Genomic DNA, 23,862 nt, shown 5'->3' with positions numbered 1-23,862 from the left:
ATTAGTTAAGCGTTGTAACTTATTTATTTGATAGAGAAATCGGGTGAAAATCCATGGCGAATGCATTACAAGAGCAGCTGCTTAAGGCTGGCCTTGCCAGTAAACAAAAAGTGCGTGATGTGAAGACGCAAAAACGTCGCGATAAAAAGGCGCGGGTAGATGATGGTTCGAGTGCATTGAAACACGAGATCGCCGAGCAAAAACGACTCCAAGCTGAAAAAGATAAAGCATTGAACGAGCAGCGCTTTGCCGAAGCGACAGCCCGTGGGCAAGTGCGTGGCTTAGTGAGTGAATTTACGCAATTTGCGATTAAGTTCCCAAGCCATGCCGAGGTCAAGTTTAACTATACCCTCGATAATAAAATCTATTCAGTCTATATCGATGAGAAAATCCAATCGGAACTGCTTAAAGGACTGTTAGGGATTGTTCGATATGAGGATAAGAGCTACCTAGTCCCCCATAAATTGGCTGAGCGCGTTAATCTCTTGGTGCCACAATGGTGCGGTTATCTATGGCAACAGGATGAAGGGAAGGCGGTAGAGGTCGAAGATGACCCCTATGCTGATTATGCGATCCCGGACGATTTAATGTGGTAATCAATGCGTTAATCGTGAGCTAAGCCGACGACGCATCGCTTATCTCTGGCTACACTAAAACCCTTAAGGCAACTTAAGGGTTTTTTATTGCCCGTATTTCACATTAACGGTTTTACTGGTTCTGAGTTACAAGGTGAATTTGTAATGAGATTGTTTTCTGTATTGAACTGGTATAAATTAAAACAACTGTTTAAATCCTACGTTTAAGAGTCTACCCATGAATCCTTACCAAGCTCCGTTAGCGGATATGCGTTTCTTATTGGAACAGGTTTTTGATGCGCCAAATACTTGGGCACAACTCCCTGATATTGCTGAAATGGTCGATATGGATACGGCCGGCGCGATTCTCGAAGAAGCCGCGAAAATCAGTGCTGAATTAATCCATCCGCTTAACCGTGCTGGCGATGAGCAAGGCGTTCTCCATCAGGATAATCGAGTGATTACGCCCGATGGTTATAAAGCCGTTTACGATCAATATTCCCAAGGCGGCTGGGTGGGCCTGTGTGGTGAACCCGAGTTTGGTGGTATGGGCATGCCGAAAATGCTGGGTGTGTTAGTCGATGAAATGGCTTACAGCGCCTGTAATGCATTTACTCTGTATGGTTCACTCACGGCGGGGGCGGCACTGTGTATTAATGCCCACGGCAGTGAAGAGATTAAAGAAACCTATTTGCCGAAACTTTACAGCGGTGAATGGGCAGGTGCCATGGATATGACTGAACCTCAGGCAGGCTCAGATCTACGTAATATCCGTACCCGTGCTATCCCACAGGATGACGGCAGTTATGCCATTAGTGGCAGCAAAATCTTTATCACGGGTGGCGATCATGATTTGACCGAGAACGTCATTCACTTAGTGCTGGCAAAGCTTCCTGAAAGCAAAGGTATTTCACTGTTCCTCGTGCCTAAAACCACTGTTAATGCCGATGGCAGTTTAGGCCAGGCGAACGGCGTGAGCGTGGGTTCCATCGAACATAAAATGGGGCTTAAGGGCTCTGCTACCTGTGTGATGAACTTTGATGAAGCCAAGGGTTACCTGATTGGTGAGCCAAATCGCGGTTTAGTGTGTATGTTCACTATGATGAACTACGAGCGTTTAGCCATCGGTATTCAAGGGCTTGGCAGTGCGCAGGCCGCTTATCAAATGGCCGCCGATTATGCCAAAGAGCGGAACCAAGGCGTTGCCGCTGGCGGCTCACCTACGGGCAGCGATTCCGATCCTATCATTGTACATGGTGACGTGCGTCGTATGCTGTTGACTATCCGTGCGATGACAGAAGCGGGGCGCGCACTCTCAGTGTTTACCGGTAAACAACTCGATTTAGCAAAATATGCCGAGGATGAGGTTAAAGCCAAGGCTGCTCGTTATGTGGGCTTGTTAACACCAGTCGCGAAAGCATTTTTAACCGACCGCGGTTTAGATGCCACTATCATGGCGCAGCAAGTGTTTGGTGGTCATGGCTATATTCGTGAAACCGGGATTGAGCAGTTAGTACGTGATACTCGTATTGCGCAGATTTACGAAGGCACTAACGGTATTCAGGCGATCGACTTCCTCGGCCGAAAAGTCACTGGCGATAATCTTGCGACCCTTAAGGAGTTTGTGGCCGAGTTAAAGGCGCAAATGCGTGAGTTTACTCAGGTCGATGCGGTGAAAGTTTCCGCCGTTTGTGCCCGTTTGGATGCCTTAGTCAATGTTGCCGAATCCATTAATGAACAAAAGCTGACTCAACCAGCGCTCATTAACGCCAGTGCGGTCGACTTTTTGGATGCCTTCGGCTTCACTCTCTATGGGTTTTATTGGTTAGCCATGTTGGATAAAGCTGTGGGGGCTGAAGATAAACAGTTTGCCGAGCAAAAATCCTATCTCGCTAAATTCTATTTCGACAAATTGCTGCCTAAAGCTGACTATCACTTAGCACAAGTGCGCGCGGGAGATACCAGCACTATGGCGATGCCTGCAGAGCTGTTCTAACCAGCTTAATCGCGTTAAACGTTCGCATTAACCTAATAAAAAAGCACTGATATTCAGTGCTTTTTCTTTTAAATATTTCTCATATTGCTATGCACCTTATTGGATATTAATCACTTAACTTAACGGTGCTCAGCTCTGTGGTCGTTGCTTGGCTGGTCTGAGTTTCGACAGCACTCAGCAGCCGAGTTAAAAAGTCGGCGCTAAAGGCGGGTTTACGTTGCTTTTTGGTTTCAGGACTAATGCCATTCTCGAGCACCACAAAGAGAATATCCCGCTGCTGCGCTAAACGCATAAAGCCAGCTAAATTGGCAACGCCTTGCATCGAGCCTGTCTTGGCAAACACTAGATGTTTTAAGGGCGGTTTAGTATATCCCAAGCGATATTGCAGTGTGCCGCTGACACCGGCCTCGGGCAAACTGTCAATGAGGCTGTGAAAGCGTGCATCTTGGTAAATGAGCGCCAGTACATCGGCTAATTGTTTTGCGCTCAACAGGTTATAGCGAGAAAGCCCTGAACCATCGACAATATTGGCGTTGGTTAAATCAATCCCAAGCTCTGTCAGTATATGGCGCATCGCCGCAGCACCATGGGTAAAGCTGCCTTGGGCTTTGTAATAATTTTGCCCCACGCGCTTAAACAAACTGTCGGCGATGAGGTTATCCGACTTTAGCAGCATGGTTTTTAACAGCTCAGGCAAAGGTGCGCTGCTATGGCTGGCAATCAGTTTCGCCTTCGAAGGGATGGTGTTGCCTATCTTCACTTTACCCGAAAGTGACATTTCACCCTTGAGCGTCGCTGCTAGGGTGTCCATGGCAAATTTTTCGGGATCGCTAATGGCAATCGCCAGTGGTATCGCTTCACTGCCGGGATAGCAGCCCCGTAGATGATATTGATTCTGGCCAAGGCGTACTAAATCGAGCTGGCAAAAATCATGGCCTGCTTTGGGGGAGAATATGGCGTCGCTACTGACTTTTACCCCAAAACTGGATGCCCTTAATTTGACCTCAGATGCATGCTTGGCTGAGCTTGGCGCAAACTGTCCATAAACGCAGTTTTGATTGATGATGTAACTCGACACCGGCGCGGCAAAGCAAATACCTAGGTCATCCCACACCCAACCAGGTGCTTGTAATTGCTCTTGTTTATCCCCGATAAGATAGAGATGTCCCTCAATGCTTGTTATGCCTTGCTTTTGTAGATGGGCAAACAAGGCCTTAAGATCGTCCTGAGTCAACGTTGGATCGCCGCTAAAACGCAGATAAACACTGCCCGCAATATGACCCTGGCGAATGGGCGCATCACTCCACAGTTCAGTGACATAGCGAAAATCTGGGCCAAGGCTGGCCATTGCGGTCACGGCGGTCAGCACTTTTTGCGTGCTGGCGGGGATAAATAAGGTATCGGCTTGCTGGCTGTATAACAGGGTATTAGTACTTAAATCTCGGGCCAGCAAAGCGACTTGCGAATGACGCGGGGCAATGTCGGCGATTTGCTTGGCAAATGTCGACTCATCCAGCGGATGAATTGCTGCAATCGCTTGAGTTGGCAGCAGAATACTTAACATGCTGCCTAAGAGTAACCCCTTAAGTTTGGGGCGAGTGAATGATACCTGCAACTTATCCTTGTTTATCGAGTGCGTCATAGGTGTCCTGAATGTCCTTTTTACCATTAGCGGTCATTGCTGCCATCGTCTTTTTCCATTAGACGATACAGCCTTAGGGTGACAAATAAAACCAATCCGATAAAAAGCGGTAAAATGAGTAAGCCGAGCTGCGCTTTAAAATGAAATATGCCCCAAGCTAAGGCTAAGGTGAGGGCGAGGGTCAGTAGGATTTTTTTGTTCATGGTGTTAGGCAATAGGGACTTAAGATGTTTTAGTTTACGCTAAAACAACGATCACAGGCACGCTTGCCTGTTGCTGAAGCCCTGTTTTGTGACTCACACACCATTTTGCTTATGGTCTACCTAGCGTCGATTAGCCATCATGGACAAAAGGTTTAAAGGAAAAACTGAAAAAGCATTTAGTTAGCCGTGAATGCAGGCATAGAAGCCTGCCGTTTGTGGGCTAAATTGCTGCATTTTAGTCCTGCTGGTGTGGAATGCGTCGTTTCAGGTCAAATTACCAGCAAAATAGGCGTTATCCCGCGTGCTTTTCGCCGAAAAGTCTTGCCGAGTTGCAGTGAAGTCGGTAATTTCTACCCCTTACGATTTTAGGATCTCAGGTAACCACTAAAACCATGCCTCATATTAGTATGCGCGGCTTGCCACAGGCAGTTGTTGCAGAGCTTAGCCAAACATTACTGCAGTCTTTGGCGGCTATATGTAAAGGTAATGCAGAGAGTTTTACATTAGATTGGATCCCAAGCATCAGCTACCGTAATGGCAGAATTGATCAACGCTTTGTCCAAATCGAATTGCTTTGGTTTCCAGTCGACCCTGATATCCATCTTAAAGTAGAACAAACGATCAGGCTGGCAGTGACAGAAGCCTATCCAGAATTAACCCAAATTGCTGTGATGTTTTTGTCACTGACCCCAAGCGCTTCCTATCGGGGTGGTCAGCATGTTTAAAGGAGGATGCCTTGCTAGATAAGCTTGGTGGAATAGCCGTTCAACCCGAGGCTTTAACGTGGTTGCTTACGCCATGCCGATTTAAGGCAGAATTGCTTAGCCGTATCGAAAATGCCAAGGACAGCATTTATATCGCCGCACTCTATCTTGAAGACGATGAGGCGGGGCGCGAAATTTTACAGGCCCTGATGACGGCTAAGGCGAATAACCCCGCGTTAGATATCAAGATTTTGGTCGATTTTCACCGTGCTAGACGCGGCTTGATTGGTCACAAGGGCGACAGCGGTAACTATCTGATGTACCGCAAGGTCATGGCCGAGGCAGAGCATCCTATCGACATTATGGGCGTGCCGGTCAAATCCCGTGAGTTTATGGGCGTATTGCACCTTAAGGGCTTCGTGATTGATGATGCTGTGATTTACAGCGGTGCCAGCCTGAATAACATTTATCTGCAGCAAAACGATAAATACCGTTTTGACCGTTACCATGTAATTGAGTCGGCCGAGTTAGCGCGCAGTATGCGCACTATGATCCAGCGCTACATTATTGCCGATCCTGCCGTTGCCTCACTCACTCAAGATGCGCAGCAAGAAGTCTTGCCACCTAAAACCGATGTGCGCAGCTTCAAACTGCGATTATCACAGGCACAGTACGAGTTTAACGCGACCCGCAGTGGCAACCGTGTCACCCCTTTACTGGGATTAGGCCGCAAACATAACCTGCTGAATAAAGCCGTGATTGCCATGGTGGAAGAGTCGAAAGATAGGCTGTTTATCTGCACGCCTTATTTTAATCCTCCCTATATTCTGGTGCGTGCCTTGGCTAAGCACCTGCGTAAAGGCAAACGAATCGACATAGTCGTAGGGGATAAAACGGCGAATGACTTTTACATTCCGCCCGAGCAGGATTTCTCTACCATAGGGGCCTTGCCGTATCTGTATGAGCAATCGCTGCGTAAATTTGCTAAGCGTCAGCAATGGGCAATCGATAATGGCCAGCTTAATATTCACCTGTGGAAACACGGTATCAATAGCTATCACCTCAAGGGGATCAGCGCCGATGGTCGTAAGCATTTGATCACGGGCTCAAACTTAAACCCAAGAGCATGGGCGCTGGATTTAGAGAATGGGTTACTCATTCACGATGAAAGCGGTAGCTGGAAGGCCCAATTCGAGGCCGAACAAAGCCATATCCTCGAACACACGCAAAGACTGTATCACTACAGTCAAGTGGATACCTTACAAAGCTATCCCGCCCCAGTGAAGAAGATTATGAATCGTATTAGAAGGCTAAAAGCAGATTTCCTGCTCAGACGCATTCTCTAATCGCCCCAATAAAAAGCCCACGAATGTGGGCTTTTTATTGGGGGTCTTGCCAATTATGGATTTTGCGGTAACAGGGTGTGGTGGGTATCGTTTTGATCCCTTTCATAATGCAAGGCGACAATCACTAATAGCACCATCAGCGCACTCAGCAAACCAATGCTTAACTGGCCGCCCATTGGTACGAGCGACATGGTTAAGGCAGCGAGTCCCGCGCCGAAATTTTGTAAGCCACCGAGTAGGGCGCCCGCAATACCGGCTTGGCGTGGAAACGGCTCTAGCGCGGCCGAGGTTAATGTCGGAAATAACATGCCAGCGCCACTGAAAAACAACATTGAGCCTATCAATAAACTCCAACCCACGACCAGTTGAAAAATACCGGGGATCAACATAAACAGTGCGCCGGCGCCTAGGAGTGCAACGCCTTGCAAAACCGTACGTTGCGCCTGTTTTTGTCTACCTGCTATAAGGGCGCCGAGTAAATATCCAGGGATGGGCGCGACAAAATAACAGCTCACCATAAACGGCGAGAGCTGCAAATATTGGCCATAGAGTACGCCTGCAATGGCTTCGAAGGCGGCAATGCCTGCAAAGGTCGCGATAAGCGAAAGCAAATAGGCCCGAAAACTGCGGTGGCGCAGTACATGTCGATAGGATGCCAATATGGGTTGTTGTTCTCGCTTATCCTTGGGTAAGGATTCTCTAAAGCCAAAGCAAAGGAGTAGCCAAACCAAACTGCCAAATCCAAACAGTACCCAATACACGGCCTGCCAGCCCCAGTAAGCGGAGGCAAAGCTGCCTAAAAAGGGCGCCACTAAAGGCAAAAACACCACGGCCATAGATACATAACTGTTAAATCTAACTAGGTTATCGCCAAAGTATTGATCCCTCGGAATACTGCGGCACAGCGCGCCCGCACTCGCGGTACCCAGCCCCTGTAGTAGGCTTGCGAAAATCAGTTGGCTAAAACTTGTGGCCTCTGCCGCCATAAACGCGCCAAGGATAAAAATACCAATACCAATGAGCAGCGGCATTTTACGCCCAACGCGGTCGGATAATGGGCCATAGATAAACTGACATAGGCCGTAGGCGAGCAGATAGCAAGCCATGACCGCCTGCAATTGGCTGGCATCCACGGCTAAGCCTTGGGCGATAAGGGGGAGTGCGGGGACAAAAATAGTTTGTGCCATCTGCCCACAGGCCACCATAAATACTAGCATAAAGAGTAACTGTGTGGCGCTTCCTGCGGCGGGTGTAGGCGCTTTTTGTGAGATTAAAGACGGTGCATCGTCTGACATCATAATTCCATTAAAAAAGCAGAGTTGAACGATGGCGCGCATCTTACCCCCAAAACAATTCAGTTCAAGTGGCAATCATATTGATTTACAGGAATATTTTTTAATCTTACCCATAAGTTTTTCTATCGTTTTATGGCTGTAAAACTGAGTTTACACTTAGTGTTTATGCTGTTAATCAGGTTTAATAATTGATCGTCGGGCGGAGGCTAAGTTAATGATTGGCCGTATTTTATTAACAAGATATTTGATGCTTAAAGCGTACGGACGAAGAGCGTGCTTGCTCTCCATCCAAAGCACAAAGATGATTGCCGGATTTAGGCAGGAATAAACGGTTAGATGGTGACTTAGTTCGACAGTGTTTTAGTTCGACAGGGTTTCTAAGCCTGTGAGTATTTGATAGCCCGCAGTCACGCGTGGTGGCACGGGGTAATTTTTATTGCTGAGTAACACCATGGCCAGTTTCTTTGCCGGAATATAAGCCACATAGGCGGCAAAACCACCTGTTGAGCCTGTCTTATTCACCCATTGAGCAGCTTGTGGTGCTAGAGGTGGCATCATAGCGCGCACTGGCACGCTGCCAAACACCACTTCTTGAGTATGTCCCGCAAGCAGCTTATCGAGTGCAATTGGATAGGGATAATCTTCCCAAATCAGTGCTTGGGTCATCATACCCACATCAAAGTAGCCGACATGTGTGGCATCGATAGCCTGTTGCAATGCAGGAGCAATCGCGTGCTGCTGCATGTTGATTTCAGCAAAACGTAGCAAATCCACCGCAGTTGTTTTTATCCCATAGGCCTCATCGGCTAACACGCCAGGATTGAGGCGCACGGGCTGGTCTTGTTTATTATAACCTTGGGCGTAATCGGCCATGCTGTTAGCTGGTACTTCGATATAACTGTGGTTTAACCCAAGTTGCGGAAATAGACTGTGTTCCATGGCGTCGGCAAAGCTTTTGCCTAACTGTTTTGCGGTAATCAAGCCCAGTAACCCAATGCTGGGATTGGCATAATTACGATGGGTGCCTGCCCCGTAAGCGGGTTGCCAAGTTTTAAAGTAATCCATTAGTTCGGCATTGTTGGTGATATTGTCTGGCACTTGCATGGGCAAATCGCCCGCTGTATGGGTCGCGAGATTGATAAGATTAATCTGGTCAAAGGCACTGCCCCTTAATTCGGGCACATACTCGCTCACCTTATCCGTGAGAGTGAGCTTGCCTTCAATTTGAGCATAGGTTGCGAGTGTCGCGGTAAAGGTTTTACTGATAGAACCTATCTCAAACAATGTGTTTGTACTGACTTTCTGCTTGCTGGTCTTGGAGCTGACACCATAGGGGAAGAAATACGTTTGCCCATTTAGGCTGATCCCAACAATTGCACCTGGGATCCCATACTCTGTCATTAAGGGATTGATCGCCGAATCGACGAGGGATTGAATGGCCTGCGCTTTTACCTGTGTCGCGTCTTGCTCAGTCGGTGCTGCATGGACCATCAATGGCATCGCTGTGAGCAGTATTAAACTGAGTGGAGCAAAATGGTTTACTCCCAATGAGCCTGATGTGCTGCGCATATTTTTTGCGATTCTCGGAGGTGAAAAGGGCATACAATTCCTTCAATGACAATGGGCTACAATGCTGGGATTCAAAAGAGTGCAAATGAAAAATAGGCTCTGTTTAATCGTAACGTTTAAAAACAGAGAGAGATGAAAGGTTTAGCATAAGACAACCCCTACTGACTATTAGATTTAGCCCAAGCCGCTGAAGTTTGAGCCACAGTTTAGCAAGCGGTGAAGACTAAGGTGCTAAAGCGTTACAGACGAGGTGGGTTGATGTTGCAGGCTGTTCTAATGTGGGTAGCGCGATAAGGCTTTAATTTTTCATAAGCGTAGGAAATAGCGCTTTTCAATAAGGCTAATTGCACCTTCCTCGGCCAAAGGATACACTGCGCCACCGCGTGCAGGTATGCACTTATACAGATTGCACTTATGCAACGTAAAGCTGGTGTGCACTGAGTACCACCGTTAATAACCCGTTCGACCGAAATAGATTGAGAATTGGCTGCCATGGCTCTAGCTCCCCACGCTGTACATCGCTTATATGAATACCGTAAATCCATATCGACTAAACCTTTTGGCGCCCGCGGTAAAAAACTCATTCGCTGTCATTTGTGTCTATTGGGCGAGCAATTTTGTACTTGCTCGCTGCGTAAACAGTTGACGACTCATGTAAGTTTTCTACTTCTGATGTATAACGATGAGGTGTTAAAGCCCACTAACAGCGGCCGCTTAATTGCCGATCTTATCCCTGATACCCATGCCTTTCTCTGGTCGCGTACTGAACCCGCCCCAGAGTTGTTGACGCTATTGACTTCAAACGACTATCAACCCTTTTTAGTCTTTCCGGCGCAATATGCCGACCAAGGGCAAACCGTATTGACTGAGGTGCCCATGGCCAGTCTTAGCCAGGGGAAACGACCTTTGCTTATCATGCTCGATGGTAGCTGGCGTGAGGCGATTAAGATGTTTCGCAAGAGTACCTATCTGCAGGGCTTGCCTATGCTGTCCTTCGACCCCGACACTCTAGCCACCTATGCCTTACGTAAGGGCAGCCATGACTTTCAATTAGGTACAGCGGAAGTTGCCTCGCTGGCGCTGGCGGCAATGGGCGAGGAGGCCAATGGTAAGGCATTAACGGCTTGGTTCGATTTGTTTGTGGAGTCCTCATTGCTCGGGCGTAACCGCCGCTGCCGCGAGGATATTCTGCCTATCAGCGAGTTTACCGATGCCTTCGAAGCGGCGTACAGTGCCGCAAACTCCGTCAAGCTGTAAACCTTTATTCATTCGCCCCAAGCGTATTCGCTCGCTTGGGGCGAGTGCTTTCCTTGTAAACGCCTTTAAATTCTCGCTTTAGCATTCCCGTCACAAATCATTGAACTTATTGATTTTAAAATTTCAATTTTATCCCGTTTGTCTTACACTGGTTTTGCATTGGTCACAGGACGTTACCTAGAACCGACTAAAATTGTTCAGACCACTTTGCCTATGCGAGTGGTTCCACTGTCTTTAGAGTGCGGGATTCGCATATGCCTCAACCATCTGTTACTGCTCGTTTTTTTGTTCCACGCTTAAGCTCATTTCCCCTTTGTCTGAGTGGTGTTTTGCTCTGTCTCTCTGTGAGTGGCTGCCAAGAACCCGACATCAAAATCTCCCCTAAAATGGTAGTGGTGGAAAAAGTCACTACGGCAACCGTGCCTCTCTATGGCAATTATATTGGGGTGACCCAAGCTTCCTTAGACGTAGAAGTTCGGGCCCGGGTCGATGGCTTTGTGGAGGAAAAACGTTTTGTCGAAGGCAGTGCGGTCAAGGCGGGTGAACTGCTGTATCAGATTGATAATAAACCCTATGTAGCTGTGGTGAATCGTTTAAAAGCCAAACTGTCCTCACAGCAGGCGATTCTCGATAAGGCCGAGCGAGATGTGAAACGCCTAAAGCCGCTGTATGAGCAGGATGCCGCCAGTCAACTCGATTACGATAATGCGCTCTCCACTTTGGCGCAGGCGCGTTCTAACCTCACCGCGAGTCGCGCTGAGGTGGAAGAAGCCGAATTAGAGCTGAGTTATACCGAAATTAAGGCGCCGATAGCCGGACTCGTGAGCCGCTCCGAGGTCGATATTGGCGCACTCGTGGGCAGTAAGGGCCAATCGCTCCTAACGCGGGTCAAACAAGTCGACCCTATTTATGTCAGCTTTAATATGTCGGCGCTGGATTATTTGAATGCCCAGCGTCGCCTGACCAGTTACTCGGCGAAAAAGGAAGCCGAGGTTGAAGGTAAGGCGCTCGCGGGATTTGTGCGGATAACGCTCCCCGATAGCAGTGAATATCGCTACCTCGGGGATGTGAGTTTTACCGATCCCCAGGTAAACCCCAACACTGGCACCTTTGAGGTGCGTGCCATTCTGCCCAATCCTGAGAAGGAGCTGTTGCCCGGCCAATATACTAATGTGCGGATTAAACTGTCCGAAATCCCCAATGCGATAGTCATCCCGCAAAAGGCTACTCAGGTGGATCAGGGCGGGGTATACGTGATGGTGGTATTGCCCAATAACACGGTCGAGCGGCGCTTTATCGTGATCGATCATCAAGGGATTGAAGGTGTGGTGGTCAAAAGTGGCCTCAAGGCAGGGGAAATGGTGATCACCGAAGGCATGCACCGCGTACGCCACGGGCAAATTGCCGAGCCGTTAAGCGCGAAGGAATACGCCGAGAAGGAAGATGAGATGTCAAAAGCCGAGGCACTTAAGCGCCAAGCCTTGGAGCAGCAAAAGCAGGAGCAAAAATAATGGCGCAGTTTTTTATTAATCGGCCGATTTTTGCCAGCGTCATCTCCATCGTTATCGTGCTGCTCGGGGTGATTGCGATGTTTAAGCTGCCCGTCGATCAGTATCCTTATATCACCCCGCCACAGGTGACCATTTCTGCCTCATACCCCGGTGCGAGCTCTACCACAGCCGCCGAATCCGTCGCCACACCGCTCGAACAGGAAGTGAATGGTGTGCCCAATATGATTTACATGAGTTCCAAGAGCACCAACTCGGGCAGTACCAGTGTGACCATCACCTTCGATGTGGGCACCAATGCGGACTTGGCGGCGGTGGATGTGCAAAACTCCGCTCAGCAAGCTTCGGGAGGACTGCCAATCGATGTGCAAACCGAAGGGGTGACTGTCTCTAAAGATGCGTCGGTGGAATTACTTAAACTCGCGTTAACCTCGAATGATGAAAGATTCGATGAGATTTACCTGAGCAATTACGCCACCATCAATATCGAATCAGCCCTCAGGCGGATCCCCGGCGTGGGCCGCACCCGTAACACGGGTTCACGCAGTTATGCGATGCGGATTTGGTTAAAGCCCGATGCCATGGCGGGGTACAGCTTAACCACCACAGATGTGATCAACGCCATCAAGGCGCAAAACAAAGAATCCCCCGCAGGCACCATTGGTACTCAACCCAATAATGACGATATCAGTTTAACCTTGCCCATCAGTGTGGCGGGCAGATTAAGCTCGGTGCAAGCATTTAACGAGATCATAGTGCGCGCCAATCCCGACGGCTCGATTATCCGGCTGCGGGATATTGCTGGCGTAGAACTCGGCTCCTCCGCCTATACGTTGCAATCCCAGTTAAACGGTGAAAATGCCACCATCTTACAGGTGTACTTACTCCCCGGCGCCAATGCCCTGGAGGTCACCCATAAGGTGAAACAGGCGATGGCCGAATTGTCGCAAAAGTTTCCCCAAGGGATAAAATGGGAAGTTTTTTATGATGCGTCCATCTTTATCCAAGAATCCATCGATGAGGTGATCCACACCCTCATCGAGGCCTTAGTACTGGTGGTGTTGGTGGTTTACTTGTTCCTGCAAAATGTGCGCGCCACCTTGATCCCCGCCATAGCGGTACCGGTTTCCTTGATTGGAACCTTAGCGGCCATGCTGGCCTTTGGTTTTACCATTAATACCGTGAGTTTACTCGCGCTGGTTCTTGCCATCGGGATCGTGGTCGATGATGCCATTGTGGTGGTCGAAAACGTGGAACGGTTAATCCATGAGAAGGGCATGAGTGCAATCGATGCGACTCGGATTGCGATGAAAGAATTGTCGGGCGCATTGGTTGCCACCAGTTTAGTGCTCTGCGCGGTATTCGTGCCCGTATCATTCTTAGCGGGGATCACCGGCATCATGTACCGCGAGTTTGCGGTGGCGATTACAGTCGCTGTGTTGATTTCTACCCTAGTGGCGTTGACCTTAAGCCCCGCACTCTGCGCTTTATTATTAAAACCCAGCAAGGCACCTCAGCGGGGATTCTTCCATTGGTTGAATCGCAAACTCGACTTGGGCACCAATCAATATGTCGGCTTAGTCGCCTTAACCAATAAATACGCCAAACGCAGTTACTTAGCTTTTGCGATTATTTTTGGTGGTACCTATTTCATCATGTCCCATTTGCCGAGCAGCTTTATGCCCGACGAGGACCAAGGTCGATTCTTTATCGATATGACATTGCCCGATGGTTCTACGGTGAATCGTACTGAGGCGATTTTAAAGAAAGCCGAGCAATATGTGCGCGCCCATCCCGCCGTGGCCTATTCATTTACACTGGCGGGGGAAAACCGCCGCTCGGGGGCAAATCAGGCCAACGGCCAATTTGAAGTGGTGCTTAAGCCTTGGGCTGAGCGCGAAGCCAGTCATGCCACGGTACAATCGGTGATGAAGGCGATAGATAAGGATCTGAAAAACGTCTTAGAAGCTGAGTTTAACCTGTATTTGCCATCGGCCGTCCCCGGTTTAGGCAATGGCTCTGGGGTGGAAATGCAGCTCCAAGATACCTCAGGCACCCATTTTGATGGCTTGATTGAAACCGCCAACGAATTAGTCGAGCAGCTAAAGCTGCAGCCTGAGGTTGCCAGTGCCAGCGTGTCGCTGCAGAGCGCAATCCCGCAATTGCATTTGACGGTCGATGAGGCAAAGGCGATGGCGATTGGGGTGAATGTGGGTGATATCTACAGCACAATCAAAACCTTAACCGACTCATCAACCGTGAATGACTTTAACCTCTTTGGCCGTGTGTATCGGGTGAAGATCCAAGCGGAAGAGAGTTACCGTCAATTCCCGCACCAAATTAAAGATTATTATGTGCGCTCATCGAGCGGCGCTATGGTGCCGATTGGTGTGTTGGCAAAGTATGATTATACGGTGGGGCCGTCTTCCGTGACCCACTACAATTTATTCTCCAGCGCTTCCATCAATGTGACGCCCGCAACGGGCTACGCGACAGGCGATGTTATTCAAGCCATCGAGCGGGTCGCAACGCCAATCCTGCCCGATGAGTTTAAATACGAATGGACAGGCATTACCTACCAAGAGGTGCAGTCGGCAAACCAAACCGGTATTGCCATTGGGTTAGCCCTGTTATTTGTATTCCTGTTTTTAGCTGCGCTCTATGAGAGTTGGAGTATCCCTGTCGCGGTATTGCTGATCGCGCCCATCGCACTCTTAGGTGCGGCGGTCACGACCTTAATCAGTGGCATGCAGAGTAACTTATTCTTCCAAGTGGCCTTTATCGCCTTAATCGGCATGGCGGCGAAGAATGCGATTTTAATTGTCGAGTTTGCCAATCAGTTGCACCAGCAGGGGCGTACGCGAATTTCGGCGGCGCTCGAAGCGGCGACCATGCGCTTTAGGCCGATTTTAATGACCTCAATGGCGTTTATTCTTGGGGTGTTACCGCTGGTGTTATCCGAAGGGCCAGGGGCTGTGAGTCGGCAATCAATTTCGTTACCCATCTTGGGTGGAATGGTGTTGGCAACCACCATAGGTATAGTGTTTGTGCCGCTATTCTTTGTGACGACCGCAGGCTGGGTAAAAAAGAAAACCATTAAACAACCTATTAAAACAAAAGAGGAATTACTCCTAGATCAAGAAACCGTTGAGGAGGTGAGCCGTGGTTAATCGCCTAACTCTATCCGACTCTCAATCAAGGGCGACTCAGCCTTGGATACAGTCCATTTCGTTGGGTTTTCGTTTGCGCGTAAAGCCGCTTTATCTAGGGCTAGTGACGGCATTAAGTGTTGCAGGTTGCGCCATGGGGCCAGATTACCAGCGACCCGAGCTGGCGTTACCGAGTCAGTACCAAGCGCAAATATTGTCGCAAACCACTGCCGAGCAGGGGAATGTAAAGGACGTCTCGGCCCTCTCTTGGCGGCATTTTTACCAAGATCCTGTACTGATTTCCTTGATTGAACATGCGCTGGCGAACAATCTGGATCTGCAAATGGCGCAGTCGCGCCTGCTCGCCGCCCGTTCAAAAATGACAGTAGTCGACAGTGCGCTTTGGCCAGAAGTCTCGGCGAACCTAGGCTATGAGCGCAGTCTCGATAGCGGTGCAACCAGTAAGGATCCCAGCCCGACTACCGCTGTGGATCTGGCGGGCACTGTTTCGTGGGAGCTCGATCTCTGGGGGGCAAATCGCAGGGCGAGTGAGGCCGCCATAGCCGATTATCTTTCGGAGGTTGAAAAGCTCAGGCTCACCTATGTCAGTCTTATCAGTGACATTGCCAGCCGTTATTACGAATGGCTCGATATTGAGCAGCGTTATAGTGTGTCTATCGACACCGTGGGCTTACGGCAGAAGGAGCTGGATATTGCCAAGCTTCGCCATGCCAACGGCGTGATTTCTGGCCTCGATGTGCGTCAGGCTGAAGTTGAGCTGCAGAGTACAAAAGTGACCTTGCCGACATTAGACTATGAAAGAAAATATAAAATAAATCAGCTGCATATATTGCTCGGTGAATACAATTACGCTTTACCATCCCCCCAGGGCTTACCCGAAAATATGGGGTTACCCTATGAGCTCAGCGCAGGCGTGCCCTCCGAATTACTGACGTTAAGGCCCGATGTCAAAATGTCGGAGCAAGCTATGGTAGCCACCAATGCGCAGGTAGGGATTGCCAAGGCGGCGTTTTTTCCTAAATTCACCATTTCGGGCCAATATGGCAGGGAAAACAATCACCTTAAGGATATTTTCGATAGCAATGGCGTGACTTGGTCGCTCCTTGGCGGCATTAGTGCACCGATTTTTAACCGAGGAAAAATTGCCGCCGAATACGATATCGCCACCGAAGAGGCGAAACAGGCGATGCTAAGTTATCGCAATGTGGTGTTGACCGCTTATTTTGATGTGAACGATGCGTTGAATAATCTTAAACGTGCCCAAGAGGCCATCAAAGCGCAAAGGGAATTAGTCCAATCTTCATCGGCTTATGCGCGTCTTGCACGACTGCGTTACCAAAATGGTGTCGCTACTTCGCTGGATTTAATGGATGCGCAGCGGCAATTATTTAGCGCTCAATTAGCCTACAGCGAGATCTTAAGGGATAAGCAATTGGCCAAAATTGCCCTGTACCGAGCCCTGGGTGGTGGTGCAGTCAGTGAATAAAAAAATCCCCGCATGGCGGGGATTTTTATCGGGTTTCGGTAAGGTGACGATTAGACCGCCACTTCTTTACCATCGAGTTTGCGGATCACTACCGTTGCCGCACGTGGGCGCAGTACGGTACCAGCTGGCGTTATTTCGGCGGCATTATTCGAATAGGGCCAGTTGCCCGGATGCTGAATGTTGGCAAAAACCGAAGTGTAATCGGGGCTGATAGCAAAACCTGTGACTTCACAATCGTTTGGTCCGACAAAGAAACGCTTCAATTCCATTTGGTTTTCAGCCGTCACACTCGCTTGCTTGTTAGCACTGTTGACTAAGGTTGATGGCACAATCGCCAGCATTTGATCGTTGGTTTCTTCGGCGACTTCTTTGGCACCATTATCGGTTTGCACCCATAAAATACCGCGGGCGTCGAAGGCCAATCCATCTGGGCTGGCAAATTGGTTTAGATCCGTTAAGCCCGACAGGTTGGTCTCGGCATTGCCATCACTCGGTGAGCCAAAGACAAAAATATCCCAGGTGAATTCAGTGTCTTTATCACCTTCATCCCAACGAATAATATGTCCAAAGGTGTTTTTAAGTCTGGGGTTGGCTGGGTTAGCTTCGGTACGTTTAGAGTTGTTAGTCAGTGTTAAGTAGGCTGAACCTGTGAAGGGGTCTACCGCACACCATTCAGGGCGATCCATAGGCGTCGCGCCAACTAAATCCGCAGCCCCCGCGGTATTTAAGATGATCTCGGCCAGACTGGCAAAGCTATCACCTAGGGTTTTGCCGTCTGTCGTTTGGCTATCTAAGGTTAAAGGTAGCCAGACACCACCGCCATTTTCGTTAAACTTTGCGGCATATAATGTTCCTTCATTCATATACTTATCACCCATTTGCAGGCGATTTGAGCTGTTGGCATCCTGTGGATCCCACACCGCATTTGACACAAATTTATATAAGTATTCGAATTGAGAATCGTGGCCAGAGTAGAACACCACAGGTTTACCTTCGGCTAATTTTCCGAAGGTACAACCCTCGTGGCGGAAGCGGCCAAGGGCTGTCCGTTTGATGGCGCGTGAACTTGGATTGTAGGGGTCAATTTCAACGATATAGCCGTGGCCATTGGCCTCGTTGCGATAATCATCTTGTGCACTATTGCCCTTAGGCGTGACATCAAAACGCGCGAATTCATCTAGACGTTCCTCGGCGTGACCCGCCAAATCATCCCAGCCATAGCGAGTGCTGCTCTTGCTGATCCCGATGCGGGCTTGATCGGCGGCTAAAGTGCCACGGTTGGCAAAGTAACCCGGCCAGTTTTCTTCGCAGGTCAAATAGGTGCCCCAAGGCGTGTAACCATTACCACAGTTATTTAAGGTGCCACGAGCCTGACTGCCATCGGGCGAGTAGCGGGTTTCGAGTAACGGTGAATAGGCGAGGGGGCCGGCGATATCCATTACAGTTGCGCCGGTAAAACGGCGATTATGGCTGTCGTTGTAAACAACCTCCCATTGATTATTAACGAGTTTAATTCTAACCACCGACACACCGTGGGCATTAATTTCCTTACGGATCTCATCGATAATGGTCCGTAATCCAGTGGTTTGATCCACGGTTGGGCCATTCGGATGCAGAGCTATCTCATCGATATATTCATGGTTGATACAGAGTAAACCGTCATCGCCTGCATCATTCAATGGGAAGAAATGCATACCATCATGGTGCATACCAACGGAGTTTGCTTGGTCATCGGCGGTGTTGCTGCCATCGGCTTTCCAAGGCGCGGCCTTAGAATTTAATGGTGTTCCCCAAGGGGCGAGTACTTGCGCGCTGTAACCTTCGGGGACCACAACCGCATCTAGGCGAGCGCCAGCGACGGATGTGAAGTTTAATTTAGCGCTACTTTGAGTCGGTGGCACTGGCGGGACGGGATCGATAGGTGTTGGGGCAGGGGAATTGTCCGAACCACAACCCACTAATCCCATGCCTGCGAAGGCGGTCATCGCACCTAGGCCTAATCCGCTTTTAACAAAATTACGGCGGGATAAATGTTTATCCAACACTTGATTAAAAAGTTCATTATTACTTTTATTATAAAGTGTCGGGTCAAAGGTGGCCTTGCTCATATTTTACTCCAGCTAGTTCGATGAATTAAATTTCGAACTAAGCCTAAAGTAGCAATATGACACTAAAGCTGAGTTTATATGACAGTAATACTGCAATATAATAATTTTTCTTGTTTATTAAAAATGACTTAAAAATAAAAATATTCTCAAAACAAATACTGAAAACAGTGTTATTAATTAAGTGCTAATGCTGTGGTTAATCTTCTTTTGGCTTGAGGTAATGGCGTAATGAGCGTGGATCCGTATGTCCTGTTCTTGCCATGATATACAAGGTATCTTTATTATTTTCATGAAGTTGTGTAACGCATCCACTACGTAAACTGTGGGCGCCATAATATTGCGCTGGTAAACCTGCCTTTAAACAATATTGCTTAATGATCCGATAAATATCGTCACCGTTTAAGAATCCACTATTTCGGATGAGTGATGATTTAGATGTAACATTATCGCTAACTTGATAAGGTCTTAAGGTTTTTCCATCTCGTGAAATTGAGCGAAATAAATGACCTTCGGTAATTTTACTTTCATTTAACCAGTCTTTGACAGCATTATAGGCGGCAAAGGGTTCCGAGTCGGGTAAATTCTTCCATTCCCTTAATCCCTGCTGATTGCTTTTAGAAAAAGGCAGCCGTACTTTTAATTTATCCCGCATAAAACTTAAATATTGTACTTTTAAATTGGCCAATTCTGAGCGGCGAAATCCACCTTGTAGTCCAAGTTGGATAATGGCCATATCCCTTGAGCGCAACAATGGATGGGGTTGTTGCTCTATCGTTTGGATCAATAGCTCGACCTCATCGTACATGATTGGTTGCTGATCATAATCTTGGACTTGCCTATGGTGATTACGACTAAGGCCGCGCATCACACGGATCACCAGTGGGTGTTCAGTGGGGGATGGAAATCCTGCTTGAATATGATAGTAACGGATCGCGGCTAGCCGAGTCGTTAAGGTTTGCTTTGAAAGCTGAGTCCCACTGCTTGCTTGGAGCAATTCTTTTTGATGACCGATAAAAGAAATAATACTGCGCGGATCGGCAGGTAAGGATTGTAGCTGATGCGTCGCGCAATATTGCTCAAATAGGCCAAAGCTGGTCCGATAAACCCGACGGGTATTGATGGATATTTCGTATTCAGTTTCGGCCGCCGCGTTAAAAAAATCACTGTGGACCGATTGGGGCAGTGAGCTTTCCTCAAAAAATGGCGAATCCATTTTTTTATCGCTTGCTGTGTATTCGATGCCATGCCAGAGGAACGGCTAGGAGCACTTCCACCTGTGGAATAATGGATAATCGATTTAGACATAGGAGTATTTTACGGCCGATAAAACTGACGCAATTATACGTAAAAGCAGCCTTTATCTACCAGTGATAATCGTCATTATCACTGGTAGAGCGGTTGTTTGTATTTTAATTAATCGTATCGGTCAAAAAGAAAGCATTATTTAAGATAGAGGGGTAGGCAAGGCGGGCCCAATACGAATTAAATGTATAAGGTGGGCTCAGATAAGAGGTTAATAAGCGATAAAGATGAACTTGGTTTATTGGTTGTTATTTCGTCAATTACAGCTGTGCGAGTTAAATTTGGCGAGAAAACAACCTGCATTTATTTTGCTAGTCGGTTAACTTTGTAGGGAAGTAGCTGCATTTTTAAAAGATGGTTTAACCATTTTATAGAGTTGAAAAGTAGAAGATAAATTTAACTTATGATTTGCTGATGTAAAACTGATATCGATTTAGCCATGCTAAAACAGGGGATTAGAGGACAAGAGAACTACGAGCTCCATCTCGTTTGTTTGTGGAGTGGCGCGTTTAACCTTGTGCTGTGAAAATGAACCTATAAAATGGTGTAACCATTCTTTTAATCTATACTGTTTGTCGGTATCATGAGTCTATTCATAAACCATTATTAGAACTATAAAACGGTACCAATGACGACAAACACGCTATGGGAATATCATCATGCCGCACCTACTGCGGGCCGAAAATTATTACTGTTAGATAAATCTGAATTAGTGTTTGCCTTGCCGTTAATTTATCGCATGGTTCATCCCGAAAGTGTCACTGAGCGGGCAGAGTGGTTTCAGTTAAATCAGTCCCAATCCAGTTATACCGAATTAATTGCTAATTTAAATTTACTGGTTCAACTGCGCAAAAAAAATCAGCCCGTTGACCAACAACTGCAATCTGTAAATCGAATGCTGAATCAATATTTCAGTGATTTGGGCTGGCGCATGGTGCGAAAAGAACTTTCACAAATTAAAAAGCGCCAGAAAAAATCCCATATTGAAGTCAGCAAAGATATTATTTTACGTTTGAAGCGTTATATGGAACTCGAACGTTTGGACAGTTTTGATCAAGCGCTCGATACGTTATTATCGGAACATGCCGCGGCCGTAGCTGCCATGGCTGAAGATGATAGTGAGGTTTAAAATATTCGTGCGTGATTTTTAACCTTAGTGTACGTGACTTCTTACGGGTGTCACATACACTCAAAGAGAGGGAGTTTAAGCGTGAATATAGCTTATTCGCTTGTCGTCACCTCTTTTGTAACTTTCTATTTTTGATGAGTTTTATACAGGGAATAGCATGTCACAGCATAGAACTGTTGCCGTCCTTTGCCGCGTGGAGCCAGGGTGTTTGGGACCCGATGGGCGTGAGCATATTGAAGCTTTTTGTGCCTTAGCGCAGCAAGCGATGAAGCACTTTGCCGCCGATGTGGTGACTTGGACGCTAGTGCCCCGTTACGATAAAACGCTGCCAGAAATGGAATACAGTATCGCCAACAAAAGTTTATCTCGCGCGCAAGTGACACAGTATTTCAATACCTTAGGTCAAGATGTTGATGCCTTTGAAGAAGCCTTCAATGACAAACTCACCGCCTTTATCAACTTATATTTAGCCAGAAAATCATAGCGACACGCTTACTCGCATTCACTAGTACATTCATCTGTTTGCGTGGTCGCCACCGCCTCCACACTTGTGGTGGCATAAGGATTTGTTTATGACTTATTCAATAACGCCGTCAGCGAACGCTACGGATTATGCTTCTTTATTACAGCAACAGTTTGGTTTTGATGGGTTCAGGCAAGGGCAGCATGAGGTTGTCTCGCAGTTGTTGTCGGGCCATTCGAGCCTTGCTATTTTCCCCACCGGCTCAGGAAAATCACTCTGTTATCAATTTACCGCTCTGCAACTTCCCCATTTAACTTTAGTGGTGTCACCCTTACTGGCGTTGATCAAAGATCAACTGAGTTTCCTGCATGAGAAGGGCATTAAAGCGGCAAGTATCGACTCAACCTTAACGCCTGAATTAACCCAACAGGTCATGCGTGATGCTCGCTCCGGCGAGTTAAAACTCCTGATGGTATCGGTTGAACGTTTTAAAAATGAGCGCTTTAGGCAATTTATTCAATCAATTCCTATCTCTATGCTGGTTGTCGATGAAGCGCACTGCATCTCGGAATGGGGACATAATTTTCGCCCCGACTATTTAAAGCTTCCCGATTATCGCCGTGAATTAGCAATTCCATTGGTGTTGTTACTCACGGCGACCGCGACACGTAAAGTGAAACTGGATATGGCGGCGCGTTTCGATATCAAGCCACAACATATTGTTCAAACAGGCTTTTATCGTTCAAACCTCGACTTGACCGTCTTACCTGTAACGAGCCAACACAAACTGACGGCATTGCAACAGCAGCTTAATCACTTTACTGGTGCGGGGATTGTGTATGTGACTTTGCAGCATACTGCGGAGGATGTTGCCGCGAAACTTTGCCAAATGGGCTTTGATGCGAGTGCCTATCATGCGGGGTTTGAGGATGAAAAACGTCAGCAAATTCAGCAGGATTTTATGCAAGGTAAGATCCGCATCGTGGTTGCGACTATCGCCTTTGGTATGGGCATAGACAAAAGCAATATTCGCTTTGTGGTTCACTACGATCTGCCTAAATCCATAGAGAATTATTGCCAAGAAATTGGCCGTGCAGGAAGGGATGGCCAGCTCTCACATTGCGTGACCTTGGCGAATTTAGATGGCATAAACACGGTCGAAAATTTTGTTTACGGCGATACGCCGGAACTGGCCAGTATTACTGCCGTGATTGATAACATTCGCGAAGAAACCCATAACGGACGTTGGGAGCTGCAACTTCATCAGCTATCAAATGTGAGTAATATCAGGCAGCTTCCCCTTAAAACCTTGCTAGTTCAGCTTGAAATGATGGGCGTGATTAAGCCGCTTTATGCTTATTACGCCGATATCAGTTACCGTTTTATTGAGCCACAGGCGCAGATCTTGAACCAGTTTTCCCCCGAGCGTCAGGCATTTTTAAATGACATCTTTACCCATACTCAGATGAAGCGAGTATGGGGCAGTTTAGATTTTTCCGCGCTCTACCAAGCCACAGGTGCGGAACGTACTCGCGTATTAGCGGCATTAGAATATCTTGCCAGTCAACAGCTTATCGAATTGGAAGCTAAGCGAGTAACGGATGTCTATCAAGTGAATGCTGAGGTGTTAGCACTGGGGCATTTAACCGACGAGCTCCATCAATACTTTACCGACAAAGAGACGAAAGAAGTCGCCCGTATTGCCCAGTTAGTGCGATTTTTTGAGCTAACAACTTGCTTAAATTACAATTTGGCCCGCTATTTTGATGATAATGCCGCGCCTCTATCCTGTGGTCATTGCAGTGTATGCCGTGGCCAATTGGCTAAATTGACGTATTCCGACGTGCCAAAGTGGCCTGATGATACGCAGCTTAAGGCCGATTTGCATGAGCTGGAGCGCGCGGCGGAGTCGAAAGGTTTAGCTTCATTATCCTTAGATACTCAATGCCGCTTTTTGGCCGGCATGACATTACCGCTGTTTACTCGCTTACAAGTACGGAAATTATCAGGTTTTGGTCGCTGCGAACACCTCAGATATGCAGAAATTAAAGCTAAATTAGCGCAGTTAGCTGACGCAGCTTGCTGAAAAAAAAGGGCATATCTTGTGAG

Annotated in this window: 17 protein-coding genes; 11 read left to right on the top strand and 6 right to left on the bottom strand. The window is 47.8% G+C overall.

What is annotated here, in order from left to right; translation table 11 throughout:
• Window positions 1-53: 53 nt before the first annotated feature.
• Entirely contained in the window at window positions 54-596 is a 543-nt protein-coding gene (locus tag ACUZ8J_RS10965) for a DUF2058 domain-containing protein (RefSeq protein ID WP_446693838.1), read from the top strand.
• A gap of 217 nt (window positions 597-813) precedes the next feature.
• A complete protein-coding gene (locus ACUZ8J_RS10960; RefSeq protein WP_086903960.1) occupies window positions 814-2,571 on the top strand; it encodes an acyl-CoA dehydrogenase family protein in 1,758 nt (585 codons plus the stop codon).
• Between the two features lie 106 nt (window positions 2,572-2,677).
• Here the strand turns inward: ACUZ8J_RS10960 and dacB are convergent, their stop codons facing one another.
• Together dacB and ACUZ8J_RS10950 are read right to left on the bottom strand one after the other, a co-directional pair.
• Window positions 2,678-4,213: a D-alanyl-D-alanine carboxypeptidase/D-alanyl-D-alanine endopeptidase gene (gene dacB / locus ACUZ8J_RS10955; protein WP_446693837.1), complete on the bottom strand. Its 1,536-nt coding sequence runs from the start codon at window positions 4,211-4,213 to the stop codon at window positions 2,678-2,680.
• A 26-nt stretch (window positions 4,214-4,239) separates the two neighbouring features.
• Window positions 4,240-4,416 carry a hypothetical protein gene (locus ACUZ8J_RS10950; RefSeq protein ID WP_011622703.1) on the bottom strand — a complete coding sequence of 59 codons (177 nt, stop codon included), beginning with the start codon at window positions 4,414-4,416 and terminating at the stop codon, window positions 4,240-4,242.
• Window positions 4,417-4,808: 392 nt separating this feature from the next.
• On the opposite strand from ACUZ8J_RS10950, the gene ACUZ8J_RS10945 reads away from it, so the two are divergent.
• Together ACUZ8J_RS10945 and pssA are read left to right on the top strand one after the other, a co-directional pair.
• Window positions 4,809-5,141: a DUF1904 domain-containing protein gene (locus ACUZ8J_RS10945; RefSeq protein ID WP_011622704.1), complete on the top strand. Its 333-nt coding sequence runs from the start codon at window positions 4,809-4,811 to the stop codon at window positions 5,139-5,141.
• Window positions 5,142-5,152: 11 nt separating this feature from the next.
• The gene (gene pssA / locus ACUZ8J_RS10940; protein WP_342190752.1) at window positions 5,153-6,466 is read left to right on the top strand and encodes a CDP-diacylglycerol--serine O-phosphatidyltransferase; all 1,314 of its coding nucleotides are present in this window, start codon (window positions 5,153-5,155) and stop codon (window positions 6,464-6,466) included.
• 53 nt (window positions 6,467-6,519) lie between these two features.
• Here pssA and emrD read toward each other — a convergent pair whose 3' ends face one another.
• Together emrD and ampC are read right to left on the bottom strand one after the other, a co-directional pair.
• The gene (gene emrD, locus ACUZ8J_RS10935) at window positions 6,520-7,764 is read right to left on the bottom strand and encodes a multidrug efflux MFS transporter EmrD (RefSeq protein WP_446694930.1); all 1,245 of its coding nucleotides are present in this window, start codon (window positions 7,762-7,764) and stop codon (window positions 6,520-6,522) included.
• Window positions 7,765-8,121: 357 nt separating this feature from the next.
• On the bottom strand, window positions 8,122-9,261 hold the full coding sequence (ampC, locus tag ACUZ8J_RS10930) for a class C beta-lactamase (RefSeq protein ID WP_446693836.1): 1,140 nt from the start codon (window positions 9,259-9,261) through the stop codon (window positions 8,122-8,124).
• Window positions 9,262-9,822: 561 nt separating this feature from the next.
• On the opposite strand from ampC, the gene ACUZ8J_RS10925 reads away from it, so the two are divergent.
• From ACUZ8J_RS10925 to ACUZ8J_RS10910, 4 genes are all read left to right on the top strand, one after another.
• A complete protein-coding gene (locus tag ACUZ8J_RS10925; RefSeq protein WP_446693835.1) occupies window positions 9,823-10,587 on the top strand; it encodes a tRNA-uridine aminocarboxypropyltransferase in 765 nt (254 codons plus the stop codon).
• Window positions 10,588-10,841: 254 nt separating this feature from the next.
• Entirely contained in the window at window positions 10,842-12,098 is a 1,257-nt protein-coding gene (locus ACUZ8J_RS10920; RefSeq protein ID WP_446693834.1) for an efflux RND transporter periplasmic adaptor subunit, read from the top strand.
• Window positions 12,098-15,265, top strand: a complete 3,168-nt coding sequence (locus ACUZ8J_RS10915; protein ID WP_446693833.1) for an efflux RND transporter permease subunit — start codon at window positions 12,098-12,100, stop codon at window positions 15,263-15,265. The genes ACUZ8J_RS10920 and ACUZ8J_RS10915 overlap by 1 nt, the downstream gene beginning before the upstream one ends.
• Window positions 15,266-15,338: 73 nt before the next feature.
• A complete protein-coding gene (locus ACUZ8J_RS10910) occupies window positions 15,339-16,751 on the top strand; it encodes an efflux transporter outer membrane subunit (protein ID WP_446693832.1) in 1,413 nt (470 codons plus the stop codon).
• Window positions 16,752-16,801: 50 nt separating this feature from the next.
• On the opposite strand, the gene ACUZ8J_RS10905 is transcribed toward ACUZ8J_RS10910, so the two are convergent.
• Both ACUZ8J_RS10905 and ACUZ8J_RS10900 read right to left on the bottom strand, forming a co-directional pair.
• Window positions 16,802-18,859 carry a PhoX family protein gene (locus ACUZ8J_RS10905; RefSeq protein ID WP_446693831.1) on the bottom strand — a complete coding sequence of 686 codons (2,058 nt, stop codon included), beginning with the start codon at window positions 18,857-18,859 and terminating at the stop codon, window positions 16,802-16,804.
• A gap of 196 nt (window positions 18,860-19,055) precedes the next feature.
• Entirely contained in the window at window positions 19,056-20,072 is a 1,017-nt protein-coding gene (locus tag ACUZ8J_RS10900) for a tyrosine-type recombinase/integrase (protein ID WP_446693830.1), read from the bottom strand.
• Window positions 20,073-20,789: 717 nt separating this feature from the next.
• Here ACUZ8J_RS10900 and ACUZ8J_RS10895 point away from each other — a divergent pair.
• The 3 genes from ACUZ8J_RS10895 (at window position 20,790) to ACUZ8J_RS10885 (ending at window position 23,839) form a co-directional block, all read left to right on the top strand.
• Entirely contained in the window at window positions 20,790-21,290 is a 501-nt protein-coding gene (locus tag ACUZ8J_RS10895; protein ID WP_446693829.1) for a hypothetical protein, read from the top strand.
• A 157-nt stretch (window positions 21,291-21,447) separates the two neighbouring features.
• Window positions 21,448-21,774, top strand: coding sequence for a hypothetical protein (locus ACUZ8J_RS10890; protein ID WP_279768431.1), 327 nt, complete (start codon window positions 21,448-21,450; stop codon window positions 21,772-21,774).
• Window positions 21,775-21,862: 88 nt separating this feature from the next.
• A complete protein-coding gene (locus ACUZ8J_RS10885) occupies window positions 21,863-23,839 on the top strand; it encodes a RecQ family ATP-dependent DNA helicase (RefSeq protein WP_446693828.1) in 1,977 nt (658 codons plus the stop codon).
• The last annotated feature ends 23 nt before the right edge of the window (window positions 23,840-23,862 follow it).

It is taken from the genome of Shewanella sp. Koi 1 (assembly GCF_052907445.1).
This window is presented reverse-complemented; position numbering and strand designations above follow the sequence as displayed.